The 16,929-nt window shown below is 63.9% G+C and carries 13 protein-coding genes; 3 read left to right on the top strand and 10 right to left on the bottom strand.

Translation table 11 applies throughout. The annotated features are described in order from the left end of the window. Positions 1–18: 18 nt before the first annotated feature. Together ftsH and rlmE are read right to left on the bottom strand one after the other, a co-directional pair. Complete coding sequence (ftsH, locus tag LPW30_RS05010; RefSeq protein ID WP_025280931.1) at positions 19–1,947, bottom strand: ATP-dependent zinc metalloprotease FtsH; 1,929 nt, start codon at positions 1,945–1,947, stop codon at positions 19–21. A gap of 46 nt (positions 1,948–1,993) precedes the next feature. Further along, entirely contained in the window at positions 1,994–2,629 is a 636-nt protein-coding gene (rlmE, locus tag LPW30_RS05005) for a 23S rRNA (uridine(2552)-2'-O)-methyltransferase RlmE (protein ID WP_025280930.1), read from the bottom strand. 140 nt (positions 2,630–2,769) lie between these two features. On the opposite strand from rlmE, the gene yhbY reads away from it, so the two are divergent. Further along, positions 2,770–3,060, top strand: coding sequence for a ribosome assembly RNA-binding protein YhbY (gene yhbY, locus LPW30_RS05000; RefSeq protein WP_025280929.1), 291 nt, complete (start codon positions 2,770–2,772; stop codon positions 3,058–3,060). Between the two features lie 73 nt (positions 3,061–3,133). Here yhbY and greA read toward each other — a convergent pair whose 3' ends face one another. From greA to hrcA, 8 genes are all read right to left on the bottom strand, one after another. Continuing rightward, entirely contained in the window at positions 3,134–3,610 is a 477-nt protein-coding gene (greA, locus tag LPW30_RS04995) for a transcription elongation factor GreA (RefSeq protein ID WP_025280928.1), read from the bottom strand. Further along, positions 3,607–6,831, bottom strand: coding sequence for a carbamoyl-phosphate synthase large subunit (gene carB / locus LPW30_RS04990; RefSeq protein WP_239680245.1), 3,225 nt, complete (start codon positions 6,829–6,831; stop codon positions 3,607–3,609). The genes greA and carB overlap by 4 nt, the downstream gene beginning before the upstream one ends. An 85-nt stretch (positions 6,832–6,916) precedes the next feature. Continuing rightward, positions 6,917–8,053: a glutamine-hydrolyzing carbamoyl-phosphate synthase small subunit gene (gene carA, locus LPW30_RS04985; RefSeq protein WP_239680244.1), complete on the bottom strand. Its 1,137-nt coding sequence runs from the start codon at positions 8,051–8,053 to the stop codon at positions 6,917–6,919. Between the two features lie 148 nt (positions 8,054–8,201). Next, a complete protein-coding gene (gene dapB, locus LPW30_RS04980; protein WP_239680243.1) occupies positions 8,202–9,011 on the bottom strand; it encodes a 4-hydroxy-tetrahydrodipicolinate reductase in 810 nt (269 codons plus the stop codon). Further along, complete coding sequence (gene dnaJ / locus LPW30_RS04975; protein ID WP_025280924.1) at positions 9,008–10,159, bottom strand: molecular chaperone DnaJ; 1,152 nt, start codon at positions 10,157–10,159, stop codon at positions 9,008–9,010. The genes dapB and dnaJ overlap by 4 nt, the downstream gene beginning before the upstream one ends. 127 nt (positions 10,160–10,286) lie before the next feature. Continuing rightward, positions 10,287–12,233: a molecular chaperone DnaK gene (dnaK, locus tag LPW30_RS04970; protein WP_239680242.1), complete on the bottom strand. Its 1,947-nt coding sequence runs from the start codon at positions 12,231–12,233 to the stop codon at positions 10,287–10,289. A 112-nt stretch (positions 12,234–12,345) separates the two neighbouring features. Continuing rightward, positions 12,346–12,936, bottom strand: a complete 591-nt coding sequence (gene grpE, locus LPW30_RS04965; RefSeq protein WP_025280922.1) for a nucleotide exchange factor GrpE — start codon at positions 12,934–12,936, stop codon at positions 12,346–12,348. A gap of 145 nt (positions 12,937–13,081) precedes the next feature. Beyond that, positions 13,082–14,140 carry a heat-inducible transcriptional repressor HrcA gene (gene hrcA, locus LPW30_RS04960; protein ID WP_025280921.1) on the bottom strand — a complete coding sequence of 353 codons (1,059 nt, stop codon included), beginning with the start codon at positions 14,138–14,140 and terminating at the stop codon, positions 13,082–13,084. Positions 14,141–14,288: 148 nt separating this feature from the next. Between hrcA and LPW30_RS04955 the strand changes: the two genes are divergently transcribed. After that, a complete protein-coding gene (locus LPW30_RS04955) occupies positions 14,289–15,170 on the top strand; it encodes an NAD(+) kinase (protein ID WP_025280920.1) in 882 nt (293 codons plus the stop codon). Positions 15,171–15,236: 66 nt separating this feature from the next. Then, positions 15,237–16,910 (top strand): DNA repair protein RecN, encoded by a 1,674-nt coding sequence (recN, locus tag LPW30_RS04950; protein WP_239680241.1) that lies wholly within the window; start codon positions 15,237–15,239, stop codon positions 16,908–16,910. Positions 16,911–16,929: the final 19 nt, after the last annotated feature.

Raw genomic sequence — 16,929 nt, 5'->3', positions numbered from 1 at the left:
TGAGGCGGCATCCGGGGCTCAGGTCTGACTGGCAGGGCCACCAATGATGCCCTTGCCTTCCTTGTCCTTGCCATCACCCTTGGCACTGGCGTCACCGTCGCCGGAACCGGGTTCATCACCACCGGTCCAGCCGTCCGGATCCCGGGGTTCACGCCCTTCCATGATGTCGTTGATCTGCTCCACATCGATGGTCTCATATTTCATGAGCGCCCTCGACATGGTGTGCAGTTTCTCCATGTGCTCCTCAAGGATGGTCTTTGCCCGCTCGTAGCTGGAATCGATCACCCGGCGGATTTCCTCGTCGATGGCATGGGCCGTCTCGTCGGACATCTGCTTGTGCTGAGTCACCTGACGACCCAGGAAGACCTCGCCTTCGTCCTCACCGTAGGCCAGCGGACCCAGGCGGTCGGAAAGACCCCACTTGGTGACCATGTTGCGGGCAATGGAGGTGGCCCGCTCGATGTCGTTGGACGCACCCGTGGTGACCTTGTCCGGCCCGAAGATGATCTCCTCGGCGATACGGCCGCCAAACAGGGAGCAGATCTGACTTTCCAGGCGCGTCTTGCTGTGACTGTAGCGATCCTCGTCCGGCAGGAACATGGTGACGCCCAGCGCCCGCCCACGGGGGATGATGCTCACCTTGTAAACCGGATCATGCTCCGGCACCAGGCGCCCCACAATGGCATGCCCAGCCTCGTGATAGGCGGTGAGCTTCTTCTCGTCCTCGCTCATGACCATGGACTTGCGCTCGGCGCCCATCATGATCTTGTCCTTGGCCCGCTCGAAGTCGATCATCTCCACCAGGCGTTTGTTGGCCCGGGCGGCAAACAGCGCTGCCTCATTGACCAGGTTGGCCAGGTCGGCCCCCGAGAAACCGGGCGTACCGCGGGCAATCAGGTCGGGCTTGACGTTGTCATCCACCGGCACCTTGCGCATGTGCACCTTGAGGATCTGCTCGCGACCACGCACATCCGGCAACGGCACCACCACCTGGCGGTCGAAGCGACCGGGGCGCAGCAACGCCGGGTCCAGCACGTCGGGACGGTTGGTGGCAGCAATGACGATGATGCCTTCCGTTCCCTCAAAGCCGTCCATCTCCACCAGGAGCTGGTTCAGCGTCTGCTCGCGCTCATCATGACCTCCACCCATACCGGCGCCACGCTGGCGACCGACGGCATCGATCTCGTCGATGAAGATGATGCAGGGCGCATGCTTCTTGGCCTGCTCGAACATGTCACGCACCCGGGAAGCGCCCACACCCACGAACATCTCGACGAAGTCGGAGCCGGAGATGCTGAAGAACGGCACCTTGGCCTCGCCGGCGATGGCCTTGGCCAGCAGCGTCTTACCGGTACCCGGAGACCCCACCATCAGCACACCGCGGGGAATCTTGCCGCCCAGCTTCTGGAACTTGCTGGGATCGCGCAGGAAATCCACCAGTTCGCTGACTTCTTCCTTGGCCTCGTCGCAGCCGGCCACATCGGTGAAGGTGATCTTCACCTGGTCCTCACTCATCATGCGCGCCTTGCTCTTGCCAAAGGACATGGCGCCACGACCACCGGCCCCACCCTGCATCTGACGCATGAAGTAGATCCACACGCCGATCAGCAGCAGGAACGGGAACCAGCTGATGAGGATGTCCGTGAACAGGGAGCGCTGCGCGGGCTCGTCGACGCGGATCTCGACGTTGCTGTTGAGCAGATCGCCGATCAGACCCGGATCATCGGGGGCATGGGTGCGGAACTGCTCACCGTTGATGGTGCGCCCCTCGATGGTCTTGTCCTCGATGAAGACGCTGTCAATGCGTCCGGCCTTCACCTCGCCAATGAATTCCGAATAGGACCAGGCTTGAGCCTCCTGCTGCTGCGGTGTGAAGTTGTTGAACACCGACATCAGCACGATGGCAATAACCGCCCAGATAATCAGGTTTTTTACCAGCTCGTTCAAGGGTCTACCTCGACTATTCCGTGGTGTGCTGTTGGTTTCACAGACCTTACACCAGTTTGCGGCCCCTGGCCAACGCATACACCTCGCGGGAGCGGGCCCGGGAAGCCTGGGGTTTACGAATCTGCACCTTGTTGAATTGCCCGCGCAGGGTCTTCACGTACTCGTCGAACCCTTCGCCATGGAAAATTTTGACCAGGAAATCCCCGCCAGGTTTCAACACCCGACCGGCTGTGTCCAGGGCAAGCTCTGCCAGGTACATGGCGCGCGGCTGGTCCACCGCATCCATTCCACTGATATTGGGGGCCATATCGGAAAGTACAAGGTCAGCGGGCTCATCCCCCATCTCGGCCCCCATGGCGGCGAGGATGGCATCCAGCACGTCGTCCTCGCGAAAATCCCCCTGCACGAAGGTGACACCCTCCAGGGGAGCCATCTCCAGGATATCCGAGGCAATCACACAGCCCTTGCGGCCCACCAGGCCTGCGGCATACTGGCTCCAGCCCCCGGGGGCGGACCCCAGATCCAGCACCCGCATCCCAGGGCGGATCAGCCGATCCCGCTCCTGGATCTCCTGGAGCTTGTAGACGGCCCGGCAGCGCCAGCCCTCTTCCTGGGCCTTTTGCACGTAAGGGTCGCTGAAATGTTCCTTGAGCCAGCGTTGGCTGCTTTTGCTGCGGGACATGATGGGCGAGGTCTGTGAATGGACGAGCGCGTGAGGATACCTCAACCGGATGGGCCTTGGGGCGACAGCACTTGAGAGTTGACGAGCGAGCCCTCAAACTGCGCGGCCTGTCCATCTCAGTCGGAACCCTGTTCACCGCCATGCCCACCCCTCAGCAGATCAAACACCTTCGCACGCTGGCCCATGACAAGAAACCCGTGGTCAGCCTCGGCCGACACGGCCTGACCGATGCCGTGCTGGAAGAACTCGACATTGCCCTGAATCATCATGAACTCATCAAGGTGAAGGTGGGGGTGGGCAATCGTGAGCTGAGGGATCAGGTGGTGGCGCAGATGTGCGAACGAAGCGGCGCGACTCTGGTGCAGCGGATCGGCAACATTGCCACCCTGTTTCGGCGCAATCCGGAAAAGCCGGTGGTGAAACTGCCCTAGGGAGCAAAGAAGGGCCTGGCCCCGTTTCGAAGCCCCTCTCCCCTAGCGGGAGAGGGGTCGGGGTGAGGGGGCCTCACACATACCGGACGGCCACGACCTCGTAGTGCTTTTCGCCCGCCGGGGCGTTGAAGGTGAATTCATCACCCTCTTCCTTGCCGATCACCGCGCGAGCGATGGGGGAGTTCACGGAGATCCGACCCGCCTTGATGTCCGCCTCATCGTCGCCGACGATCTGGTAGCTCACTTCCTGATCCGAATCCAGATCCAGCAGATCCACGGTGGCGCCGAACACCACCTTGCCACCCGCATTCAGTGTGGTCACGTCGATGATCTGCGCGTTGGAGAGCTTGCCCTCCAACTCCTTGATGCGCCCCTCGATGAACCCCTGCTGCTCTCGAGCTGCGTGATACTCGGCATTTTCCTTCAGGTCACCGTGGGCGCGCGCCTCGGCAATGGCGGCGATTACCCGAGGGCGATCCTCGCTCTTGAGCTTCTGCAGTTCTGCCTTGAGCAGTTCGGCCCCACGGACCGTCAGCGGCGTCTTGCTCATGCCAGGTTCTCCTTATGCATGTCCTGCAGGCAGTACACGTTCTCGCTATCCAGGAAGGACAGGGCTTCAACGGTGGCAAACGCGCCTGCCAGGGTGGTGGTGTAGCTCACCTTGTGCTGCAGGGCCTCCCGGCGGATGGTGTAGGAGTCGGCGATGGCCTGCCGACCCTCGGTGGTGTTGATGATCAGGCTGATCTCGTCATTCTTGATCATGTCGACGATATGCGGTCGACCCTCGGTGACCTTGTTGATGCGCTTGCAGGCAATGCCAGCGTCTTCCAGCACCTGAGCGGTGCCTTTGGTGGCGATCAACTCAAAGCCCTTGTCCGCCAGGTGACGCACCACCTGAGCGATCTCGTCCTTGTCGGCGTCACGCACACTGATGAAGGCCTTGCCCGCGGTGGGCAGGGTCACGCCCGCACCCAACTGGCTCTTGGCAAAGGCCTCCGGGAAGCTGCGACCCACGCCCATCACCTCGCCGGTGGATTTCATCTCGGGGCCAAGAATGGGGTCCACCCCCGGGAACTTGATGAACGGGAACACGGCCTCCTTCACGGAGAAGTACTTGGGCCGGATCACGTCGGTCACACCCTGCTCGGCCAGGCTGCGACCCGCCATGCAGCGGGCGGCGATCTTCGCCAGCGGCATGCCGATGGCCTTGGAGACGAAGGGCACGGTGCGCGAGGCGCGCGGGTTCACTTCCAGCACGAAGATCTTGTTACCGCCCTGGACGGCGAACTGGGTGTTCATCAGACCCACCACGTTCAGACCCACGGCCATCTTGCGTACCTGCTCGGCAATCTCGTCCTGCAATTCCATGCTCAGGCTGTACGGGGGCAGCGAGCAGGCGGAGTCACCGGAATGCACGCCCGCCTGTTCGATATGCTGCATGATGCCGCCAATGACCACTTCCTTGCCATCGCTGATGGCATCCACATCCACCTCCACGGCATCGTCCAGGAAGCGATCCAGCAACACCGGTGCATCGTTGGAGACCTGCACGGCATCACGCATGTAACGGCGCAGGTCGGTCTCGTTATAGACGATTTCCATGGCCCGGCCGCCCAGCACATACGAGGGGCGCACCACCACGGGGAAGCCGATGGCCTCAGCGTGGCGCACGGCCTCTTCCACGCTGCGGGCCGTGCGGTTGGGCGGCTGAATCAGGTCCAGCTCGTTGATCAGGTTCTGGAAGCGCTCGCGGTCCTCGGCCAGGTCGATGGAGTCCGGGGTGGTGCCGATCACGGGCGCACCGGCGGCCTCCAGGTCGCGGGCCAGTTTCAGCGGTGTCTGGCCACCGAACTGGATGATGATGCCCTTGGGCTGCTCCAGGTGCACGACCTCCAGCACGTCTTCCAGCGTCAAAGGCTCGAAGAACAGGCGATCGGAGGTATCGTAGTCGGTGGAGACGGTTTCCGGGTTGCAGTTGACCATGATGGTCTCGTACCCGTCCTCACGCATGGCCAGCGCGGCGTGCACGCAGCAGTAGTCGAACTCGATGCCCTGACCGATGCGGTTGGGGCCGCCACCGAGCACCATGATCTTCTCGCGACTGGAGGGCTCGGCCTCGCACTCCTCCTCGTAGGTGGAATACATGTAGGCGGTGGTGGAGGCGAACTCGGCAGCGCAGGTATCCACCCGCTTGTACACCGGATGCACCTTGAGGCCGTGGCGATATTCGCGCACGGTGCGCTCGGTTTCCTGCAACAGGGTGGCCAGGCGGCGGTCGGCGAAGCCGTACTGCTTGAGACGGAACATCTCGGTGGCATCGATCTCCTTGAGCGAACGATCCTTGAGGGACTGCTCGATCAGCACCAGCTCCTGGATCTGTTCCAGGAACCAGGGGTCGATCCAGGTCATCTCGAACAGTTGCTCGACGCTGTACCCGAGGCGGAAGGCATCGCCCACGTACCAGATCCGGTCGGGACCGGGATCAGCCAGGCGCGCACGCACCTCGGCGTCGGCGTCCTCGCTGCCCAGGTCCACCTTGCCGTTGAGGCCGTCATTGCCCGTCTCCAGGCTCCGCAGGGCCTTCTGAAAGGATTCCTGGAAGGTGCGACCGATGGCCATGGCCTCGCCCACCGACTTCATCTGGGTGGTCAGCTTGGCCTCGGCACTGGGGAACTTCTCGAAGGTGAAGCGGGGGATCTTGGTGACTACGTAGTCGATGGAGGGCTCGAAGGAGGCCGGGGTCACGCCGCCGGTGATCTCGTTGCGCAGCTCGTCCAGGGTGAAGCCCACGGCCAGCTTGGCCGCCACCTTGGCGATGGGGAAGCCGGTGGCCTTGGAGGCCAGGGCCGAGGAGCGGGACACCCGGGGGTTCATCTCGATCACCACCAGGCGGCCGTTCTCCGGATTCACGGCAAACTGCACATTGGACCCACCGGTCTCCACGCCGATCTTGCGCAGCACGGCCACGGAGGCGTCGCGCATGATCTGGTATTCCTTGTCGGTGAGGGTCTGGGCGGGGGCCACGGTGATGGAATCACCGGTGTGCACCCCCATGGCGTCCAGGTTCTCGATGGAGCAGATGATGATGCAGTTATCCGCCTTGTCGCGGATCACCTCCATCTCGAATTCCTTCCAGCCCAGCACGGACTCCTCCACCTGCACCTCGTTGATGGGGGAGAGATCCAGGCCGCGCTTGACGATGTCCTCGTATTCCTCGCGGTTGTAGGCGATGCCGCCACCGCTGCCGCCCATGGTGAAGGATGGCCGGATGATGATGGGATAGCCGATGTCCGGCTGCACCCGCTGGGCCTCTTCCCAGCTGTTGACCATGTAGGCCACTGGCGACTCCAGGCCGATCTCGCTCATGGCCTCGCGGAAGCGGTGCCGGTCCTCGGCCATGTCGATGGCATCCTCGGAGGCACCGATGAGCTTGACGCCATGTTTGTCCAGCACGCCATGCTTGGCCAGGTCCAGGGCACAGTTCAGCGCCGTCTGTCCGCCCATGGTGGGCAGGACCGCATCCGGCTTCTCGCGCGCGATGATGCGCGATACGGTCTTCCATTCCACCGGCTCGATGTATACCGCATCGGCCATCTCCGGGTCGGTCATGATGGTGGCCGGGTTGGAGTTCACCAGGATCACCCGGTAGCCCTCCTCGCGCAGGGCCTTGCAGGCCTGGGCGCCGGAATAGTCGAACTCGCAGGCCTGGCCGATGACGATGGGGCCGGCACCGAGGATCAGGATGCTCTTAAGATCGGTTCTCTTGGGCATGGAATGTCTTACCGTGGGCAACGCGGCGCGCTCGGGCGCGCCGGTGGGCGAATGGGGTCTGGCGATGCCGCGGCTTGCGCCGTCTTCAGGAGGCGCGGGCTCGCATCATGTCAATGAACCGGTCGAAACCCGGGGCCACGTCGGCAGGACCGGGGGAGGCCTCCGGGTGACCCTGAAACGTCTGTACCGGGCGGTCGGTGAGCTCGACGCCCTGCAGGGTACCGTCAAACAGGGAGCGGTGGGTGGGCCGTACGTTGTCCGGCAGTTGGGCATCATCCAGGGCAAAGCCATGGTTCTGACTGGAGATCATCACCCGCCCGGTGGCCAGATCCTGCACCGGATGGTTGGCACCGTGGTGGCCGAACTTCATCTTCATGGACTGCGCCCCGACAGCGAGGCCCAGCAACTGATGCCCCAGGCAGATACCGAGAATGGGCAGGTTCTTCTGCTCCAGCAGCTCGCGGATGGCGGTGATGGCGTAGTCGCAGGGCTCCGGGTCGCCGGGCCCATTGGAGAGCAGCACGCCGTCGGGTTTCAGGGCCAGCACGTCGGCCGCCGGAGTCCGGGCCGGCACCACCGTCACGCGGCAACCCCTGTCCACCAGCATGCGCAGGATATTGCGCTTGGTGCCGAAGTCGTAAGCCACCACGTGATGGGGCTGTGCTTGCGGTGCCTTGCGGTAGCCCTCGCCCAGCACCCAGGTACCTTCATTCCAGGTGTAGGTCTCCGGGGTGGTGACCTCGCTGGCCAGATCCAGGCCCTTGAGGCCCTGGAAGCCCAGGGCGGCTTCCAGGGCCTTTTGTTCATCCACCTCGCCGGCCATGATGCAGCCGTTCTGGGCGCCCTTCTCGCGCAACAGACGGGTGAGGCGGCGGGTATCCACACCGCCGATGGCCACCACGCCGTGGCGTACCAGATAATCGGGCAACGTCTCGGTGGCGCGCCAGTTGGACATGCGCGAGGGCACATGACGCACGATCAGGCCGGCCGCATGGGGGCGGTCGGATTCCTCGTCCTCGGGGTTGACCCCGGTGTTGCCGATATGGGGGTAGGTCAGCGTGACCAGCTGACGGGAGTAGGAGGGATCCGTGAGGATTTCCTGGTATCCGGTCATGGCGGTATTGAACACCACCTCACCCACGGTGAGACCTTCGGCGCCCACGGCATGACCGTGAAAGAGGCTGCCATCTTCCAATGCCAACAAGGCGGGTGTGGTTTTCAAGCTGACCTCCGACACGCATACAGAAGGGGCGGGACGAGACCAGCCCGACCAGCCCGGATAGGATTAGACAACAACGTAAGGATGGGTCAAATAGTAGCGGATCAGGCCCGGGGGTGTCCAATGCAGCCCCCGTCAACACCGCCTGAAATCAGCGCAGACCCAGCACGTCCTGCATGTCATAGAGCCCGGCTGAGCGCCCTGCCAGCCAGGTGGCGGCGCGGGCGGCCCCCTTGGCGAAGGTCATGCGGCTGGAGGCCTTGTGGGTGATCTCCACCCGCTCGCCCAGACCGGCAAACATCACCGTGTGCTCACCCACGATATCCCCGGCGCGGATGGTCTCAAAGCCGATGGTCTTGCGATCCCGCTCCCCGGTCACACCTTCACGGCCGTAGACAGCGCAGTCCTTGAGATCGCGTCCCAGGGCCGAGGCCACCACCTCCCCCATGCGCAGGGCCGTGCCGGAAGGGGCGTCCACCTTGTGGCGATGATGGGCCTCGACCACTTCCACGTCCACCTCGTCGCCCAGCACCCGGGCGGCCATGTCCAGCAACTGCAGGCACAGGTTGACACCCACACTCATGTTGGGTGCAAAGACCACCGGGATCTCCCGGGCCGCCTCGCTGATCCGCGTCTTCTGTTCATCCGTGAAGCCGGTGGTACCGATGATGATGCCCCGCCCCGCCTGGCGGCAGATCTCCAGGTGGTCCAGGGTTCCCTCCGGTCGCGTGAAGTCGATAAGCAGGTCGAAACGGTCGGTCAGTGCGGCCAGATCCGACTCCAGGGCCACGCCCAGGCGCCCCTGCCCTGCCAACTCACCGGCGTCGCTGCCCAGGAGGCTGCTGCCGGGCTGTTCCGTGGCCACGGTCAATTCCAGGCCCGGAGCCTGGCCAACAGCTTCGATCAGGGTGCGCCCCATGCGACCGCCGGCACCAACAATGGCGATACGCGCTGGCGTCATGATTTTCTCCAGAATTTCAGGTCTTCAAAAAAGCCCTTCACACCATCGAGCCAACCCTCATGCTGGGGGCTGTGACGCTCCCCGCCGGCCTTCATGCTGGCCTCGAACTGCTGCAGCAGTTCCTTCTGCTCCTTGGTGAGGTTGATGGGGGTTTCCAGCTTGACGCTGCAGATCATGTCGCCCTCGGCGCCGCCATGCACCGAACGCACCCCCTTGCCACGCAGACGGAACAGCCGTCCGGTCTGGGTTTCCGCCGGAACCTTCAGGGCCACACGGCCCTTGAGGGTGGGGATCTCCAGCTCGCCACCCAGGGTGGCTGTGGCGAAGCTGATGGGCACTTCGCAGTACAGGTCGCTGCCCTTGCGGGTAAAGATCTGGTGGGGCTTCACGTGCACCTGCACGTACAGGTCCCCGGACGGGCCGCCATTGATGCCGGCCTCGCCTTCGCCCGAAAGGCGGATGCGGTCGCCGCTGTCCACGCCGGGCGGCACGGTCACCGTCAGCGTGCGACGCTCCTCCACGCGACCCTGGCCACGGCAGGTGCCGCAGGGTTTGGGAATGATCTTGCCGGTGCCACGGCAACGGGGACAGGTCTGCTGCACCGAGAAGAAGCCTTGCTGCATGCGCACACGCCCCATGCCGCCACAGGTGTCGCAGGTCTCGGGCGTGGTACCGGGCGCGGCACCACTGCCGTTACAGGCCTTGCAGGTGGACAGGGTGGGCACGCGGATCTTCACGTCCGTGCCGAACACCGCCTCCTCCAGGGTCATCTCCAGGTTGTACTGGAGATCGGACCCCCGGAAGGCGCCACTGCCGCCACCGCCCCGGGCGCTGGTCCCGAAGATATCGCCGAAGATGTCCTCGAAGATATCGCTGAAGCTGCCCCCGCCAGCCCCAGGGCCGCCGCCACCACCGCGGACGCCGTCCACGCCGGCGTGACCGAACTGATCGTAGGCGGCCCGCTTGCGGGCGTCGGAGAGCACTTCATAGGCCTCCCGAGCCTCCTTGAAGCGGTCTTCCGCCTGCTTGTCGCCTGGATTGCGGTCCGGGTGATATTTCATGGCCATCCGACGGAAGGCCTTCTTGAGCGCGTCCTCGCTGGCGTTCTTCGCCACCCCCAGGACTTCGTAATAGTCGCGTTTTGCCATGATTACCGTGGGTCACTCAGAAACGGTAAAGCCCGCAGGCCGCCTTCCTCCCCCGAAGGGGATAAAGACAGCCAGCGGACCCTGATTGCCTGACACGGGACCCCATGTAGCGGCCCCGCGTGCGGGTTTACTTCTTCTTGTCGTCCACTTCCTCGAACTCGGCATCCACCACATCATCCTGGGTGGACTGCTGGCCCTGGCCGCCGGACTGATCACCGGCACCCGCGGTAGCGCCCTCGGCGCCCCCCTGGTCAGCCTGCTGAGCATACATGCGCTCGGCCAGTTTACCGGAGACCTCGGTCAACTTCTGCGTCTTGGCCTCGATATCCTCCTTGCTATCACCCTTCATGGCCTCACGCAGGTCGTTAAGGGCGGACTCGATGCTGGACTTCTCGTCGGCCTCCACCTGGTCGCCCATGTCCTTGAGGGTCTTCTCCACCGAGTGAATCAGGTTGTCGGCCTGGTTGCGCACACCCACCAGTTCATGGAAGCGCTTGTCCTCCTCGGCGTGGGCCTCGGCGTCCTTGACCATCTTGTCGATCTCGTCCTCGCTCAGACCCGAGGAGGCCTTGATGACGATGGATTGCTCGCGACCGGTGGCCTTGTCCTTGGCGGACACGTTCAGGATGCCGTTGGCGTCGATGTCGAAGGTCACCTCCACCTGCGGCACACCACGCGGCGCCGGCGGGATGTCCGTCAGGTCAAAGCGGCCCAGGGACTTGTTGGCCGCGGCCTGCTCCCGCTCACCCTGCAGCACATGCACGGTGACCGCCGTCTGATTGTCCTCGGCGGTGGAGAACACCTGATTCGCCTTGGTGGGAATGGTGGTGTTCTTTTCGATGAGCTTGGTCATCACGCCACCCAGGGTCTCGATGCCCAGGGACAGCGGGGTCACGTCCAGCAGCAGCACGTCCTTCACGTCGCCGCCCAGCACACCGCCCTGGATGGCGGCGCCCACGGCCACGGCCTCGTCCGGATTCACGTCGCGGCGCGGATCCTTGCCAAAGAAGTCCTTCACCGCCTCCTGCACCTTGGGCATGCGGGTCTGACCACCCACCAGGATCACGTCGTCCACGTCGGACACGGACAGGCCGGCATCCTTCAGGGCCACCTTGCAGGGCTCGATGGTGCGCTTGATGAGCTCTTCCACCAGGGATTCCAGCTTCGCCCGGGACACCTTGATGTTCAGGTGCTTGGGCCCGGTGTTGTCGGCCGTGATGTAGGGCAGGTTCACGTCGGTCTGCTGGCTGGAGGACAGCTCGATCTTGGCCTTCTCGGCGGCTTCCTTGAGGCGCTGCATGGCCAGCGGATCGCCCTTGAGATCGATGCCCTGCTCCTTCTTGAACTCGGAAGCCAGGTAATCGATCAGGCGGGTGTCAAAGTCCTCGCCACCCAGGAAGGTGTCACCGTTGGTGGCCAGCACCTCGAACTGATGCTCGCCGTCCACCTCGGCGATCTCGATGATGGACACGTCGAAGGTGCCGCCGCCCAGGTCATACACGGCCACCTTGCTGTCACCACGGCTCTTGTCCAGACCATAGGCCAGGGCCGCCGCAGTGGGCTCGTTGATGATGCGCTTGACCTCAAGACCGGCAATCTTGCCGGCATCCTTGGTGGCCTGGCGCTGGGAATCGTTGAAGTAGGCCGGCACCGTAATGACAGCGTCGGTGACCGATTCACCCAGGTAGTCCTCGGCGGTTTTCTTCATCTTCTGCAGCACGCGGGCGGAGATCTCCGGCGGCGCCATCTTCTTGCCACGGACTTCCACCCAGGCGTCGTTGTTGTCCGCCTTGATGATCTTGTAGGGCACCATGTTGATGTCCTTTTGCACCTCGGGCTCCTCGAAACGCCGCCCGATCAGACGCTTGACCGCAAACAGGGTGTTGGTCGGGTTGGTCACCGCCTGGCGCTTGGCGGACTGCCCCACCAGCACTTCGCCATCCTCGGCGAAGGCCACGATGGAGGGCGTGGTGCGACCACCTTCCGAGTTCTCAATGACCTTGGCCTTGCCGCCTTCCATCAAGGCGACGCAGGAATTGGTGGTTCCCAGGTCGATACCGATTGTTCTACCCATGGTGATTCTCCAGATTTCAGATGACTTTCAAGACTGTATTCGTCAGGACTACCCGGTACGTGGGGGCGCTCACGGGCTTTTCAACCCCTGACCGTTTACATTGTTCGATGCCTTACTGTCCGGCCGGCGGATCCTGCGACGGAGGTGGCTCGGAGGCCGGGGCCCGACTGACGATCACCATGGCCGGGCGCAGCAGACGATCATTGAGGACATAGCCCTTCTGCATCACCGTCATCACCGTATTGGGCTCCAGTTCGGCGTTTTCCTGCATGGACATGGCCTGATGCCGCTCCGGGTCAAAGCGCTCCCCCTCGGGGTCCACTGCCTCGATACCGTGCTTCGACATGGCCTGGACCAGCATCTTCAGGGTCAGCTCGGTGCCTTCGCGGATCTTGTTCACATCCGCCTCACCCTGGGCCGCGTCCAGCCCCATCTCCAGGCTGTCGCGCACCGGCAGCAATTCGCCGGCGAATTTCTCCAGGGCGTACTTGTGGGCCTGCTCCACGTCGCGCTTGGCGCGCTTGCGCAGGTTTTCCAGTTCCGCCTGACTGCGCACCAGCTTGTCCCAGTATTCCCGAGCCTCGGCCTGGGCCTCTTCCAGCTGCTTGAGCAGCGTGGCTGGATTGAATTCGGTCTGCTGCTCCTGCGGGGCCGCGGTATCCTCTGCGGCCTGCGCATCATCTTTGTGTTCGTCGTTCGCCATGAAAACTCCGCTCGGCTAATACGTGACTGGTTCCTGGCCCCCCGCTCCCGGCGCGGGGCCCTTGTTCTCGACATGACAAAGCCACGGAGTGCCAGACGGCCACCGCCGCCAGCCCCGAGGCTCTCTCCTGCCACCTATGTGGGATTCAATTTCGGGAATTCAAGGCCGCGCCCAACAGCTTGGCGGTAATGTCCACCACCGGGATGATGCGCTCATAGGCCATGCGGGTGGGCCCGATCACCCCCAGCACGCCCACCACCTGGCCGCCCACGTTGTAAGGCGCCGTCACGACGCTGCAGTCATCCAGCACCTTGTGGCCCGATTCCTGACCAATGAAGATCTGCACACCCTGGGCACTGATGCAGGTATCCAGCAACGTGAGCAGATCCCGTTTTTCGGTGAAGGCCTCGAACAGGCTGCGCAACTTCTCCACGCTGGACAGTTCCGCGTAGTCCAGCAGGTGAATCTGCCCCGTGAACACCACCTGGTCGTCCTGCTCCTGGTCACTGAAGGCCTGCTCACCCAGCTGAATGGCGGCCAGCATCATCGTGTTCATGTGCTCGCGCACCGCCTTCATCTCCCGCAGCACCTGCTCACGGGCCTGGCGCAGGTCCAGCCCCGCCAGGTGCTCATTGAGATAGTTGGCCATCTGCTGCAACTCGCTGTGGGAATATTCCCGATCCAGTTGCAGGATGCGGTTTTGCACTTCGTTCTTGTTCATCACCAGGATCGCCAGCACCTGGCGCCCTGATAACTTGAGAAATTCGATCTGTACCAGGGCGGCATGATCTCGCCGCGGCACCCGCACCATGCCGGCCATCTGCGTGACTGCGGAAAGCAGATCGGACGCCGACTCCACCAGCGACTTGGTATCCAGCTCCGGGTTCAGGCGCTCCTTGAGGGTGCGTACTTCCTGGCTGTCCAGGGGCTTGATCTCCAGCAGCGAGTCCACGAACAGGCGATATCCCTGGGCCGTGGGCACCCGACCGGCCGAGGTATGAGGCGAACTGACCAGCCCCATCTCCTCCAGATCCGACATGACGTTGCGGATCGAGGCGGGACTCAGATCCAGGCCTGCGGTGCGCGCCAGGGTACGCGACCCTACCGGCTGACCCTCGCGGACATAACTCTCCACCAGCGCCCGCAGGAGCCGGCGGGCGCGATCATTGAGAGGCTGCGTGTTGCTCGTGTGGGTCGTCTTCATGGGCCACCTTGGCACTCATCAGGGCAGAGTGCCAGGACCGCATGTTACTCCTGCGCCCCCGGCTGTCAAGAAACCCCCGCCCCCGCCCATCCATCAGGCCATGATCCAGCCCATACCCTCCTGACGGGATTTCCACCATAATCCGCCCATGAACCAGCATTTTCAGACCATCGGCATCATTGCCAAAACCGGCGACCAGCCCCTCGCACACATCCTGGATGCGCTGGTGTCGCACCTTCTGCATCATCAGCGCCACGTCCTGCTCGACAGCAGCGCCGTGCCCTGGCTGAGCGACATCGGCGGCTGCGAGACCGTCTCCCGGGAAGAGATCGCCGCCCGTGCCGATCTGGCCATCATTGCCGGAGGCGACGGCACCTTCCTGGCCGCCGCCCGCACCCTGGTGGACGCCGGCGTGCCGCTGCTGGGCATCAACGCCGGGCGCCTGGGCTTTCTGGTGGATGTGTCTCCCCATGAGATGCTGGGCCGGCTGGACGAGATCCTGTCGGGACTGTACGTGGAGGATGACCGGCAGATGCTCACCGCCCGTGTCATGCGCGGTGATCAGGTGGTAGCGGAAGGCGATGCCCTCAATGACGTGGTGATGCACATCCGTGATGTGGTGCGCATGATCGAGTTCGATACCTGGATCAACGGCCGTTTCGTCAACACCCAGCGAGCCGATGGCATGGTGGTGGCCAGCCCCACCGGCTCCACCGCCTATGCCCTGTCAGGGGGCGGCCCCATCCTCTCCCCCTGCCTGGAGGCCGTGGTCCTGGTCCCCATCTGCCCCCACGGCCTGAGCAACCGCCCCCTGGTGGTGCCGGCCGGTGCCCGCATCGAGATCGCCGTCAACGAACACAGCCGTACCCGGGCCCAGGCCGCCCTGGATGGGCAGGACACCATCGACATGGAACCGCTGGACCGCATCATCATCGAGAGCAAACCCCGCAAACTTCACCTGATCCACCCCACCGGTTACGACTATCTGCAGATCCTCCGGGTGAAGCTGGGTTGGGGTGAGCAACCCTGAGCCGGGTGCGCCGGGATACTGTATGTGATTACAATAGAGGAAACCTGATAGCGGACACCCGAGGCCATGCTCACTCATATCCATATCCGTGACTTCGCCATCGTCGATGAACTCTCGCTGGATCTGACGGATGGCATGACCGCCCTCACCGGGGAGACCGGTGCCGGAAAATCCATCCTGGTGGATGCACTGGGCCTTGTCCTGGGAGATCGGGCCGACAGCAGCGCGGTGCGCCACGGGGCACAGCGTGCCGAGGTGAGCGTGCAGATCGAGATCGGCAACGAGGCAGCGGCCTCTGCGTGGCTGGAGGAACAGGGTCTGGACAGCGGCGAATGCCTGCTGCGTCGGGTGGTCAACCGGGACGGCAAGAGCCGGGCCTGGATCAACGGCAGTCCCGCCACCCTGCAATCCCTCAAGACCCTGGGCGAGATGCTGGTGGACATACACGGCCAGCACGCTCACCAGTCACTGCTGCGCAAGGAGGTGCAGCGGCGCATTCTGGATGAATACGCGGACCATCCCAAACGGCTGGCGACCATGCGCCAGAGCCATGCCCAGTGGCAGAAGCTGGCAAGCCGCCTGGCCGACCTGAGCGAGGACAGCCAGGCACGGGATGACCGTCGGGACCTGCTGCGTTTTCAGGTGGAAGAACTCCAGGCCCTGGAACTGGCGCCGGAGGAATGGAGCCAACTGGAGGAGGAGCACGGCCGACTGGCCCATGCCGGAAGACTCATGGAAATGGCGGAGTCCGCCTACCAGGCCCTGTATGAGCGCGACGACAGCGCCGAGTCGCTCATCGGGCACTTTGCCGGGGAACTGGAGCAAGGGGAGTCGCTGGATGCGCGCCTGAGCGAACCCCGGGAACTGCTGGCCACCGCCCACATCCAGATCCGCGAGGCGGCAGACTGGCTGAGACGCTATGCCGATGGCCTGGAGATGGACCCGGCGCGCCTGGAATTCGTGGAGTCACGCATGGCCGCCATTCAGGACCTCGCCCGCAAGCACCGGGTGGAACCGCAGGCACTCCCGCAGGTTCTGGACCAGATGCAGGATGAGCTGGCCGATCTGGAGGAGGGCATGGGCAATCTGGACGAACTGCACCAGGCGGTGAACACGGCCTTGGCGGACTGCCGCAAGGCAGCCCAGGCCCTGCACCAATCGCGCCACAAGGCTGCCGATCGGCTGTCACGGGCGGTCACCGAGGCCATGCAGGGCCTGGGCATGGAGGGGGGGCGTTTTCAGTGCCAGGTGGCCTCCCAGCCCGAGGGACAGCCCACGCCCCATGGCACCGACCAGATCAGTTTCCAGGTCAGCGCCAACCCGGGCCAGCCGGTGCAGCCACTGGCCCGGGTGGCCTCCGGCGGCGAACTGTCACGCATCAGCCTGGCCATCCAGATGATCGCCGCCCGCGCCCTGCCCACGGCCACGCTCATCTTCGACGAAGTGGACACGGGCATCGGTGGCGCGGTGGCCGAGGTGGTGGGCCGGCAGTTGCGCTCCCTGGGCGAGCATCGCCAGGTGCTGTGCGTCACCCATCTTCCCCAGGTGGCCGCCCAGGCCCATCATCACCTGCAGGTGAGCAAGCACAAGGGACGGGATCACACCGCCACCCGCATCCAGCCCCTGGTGGACGACCACCGGGTACAGGAACTGGCGCGCATGCTGGGCGGGGTGGAGATCACGGAACAGACCCTTGCCCACGCAGCCGAAATGGTCAATCGGGCAGGCGCATCGCCCTAGCCTTCACGGCGCCCCCTGT

The organism is Ectothiorhodospira variabilis (genome assembly GCF_022227625.1).
Classification (GTDB): Bacteria; Pseudomonadota; Gammaproteobacteria; order Ectothiorhodospirales; family Ectothiorhodospiraceae; genus Ectothiorhodospira; species Ectothiorhodospira haloalkaliphila.
This window is presented reverse-complemented; position numbering and strand designations above follow the sequence as displayed.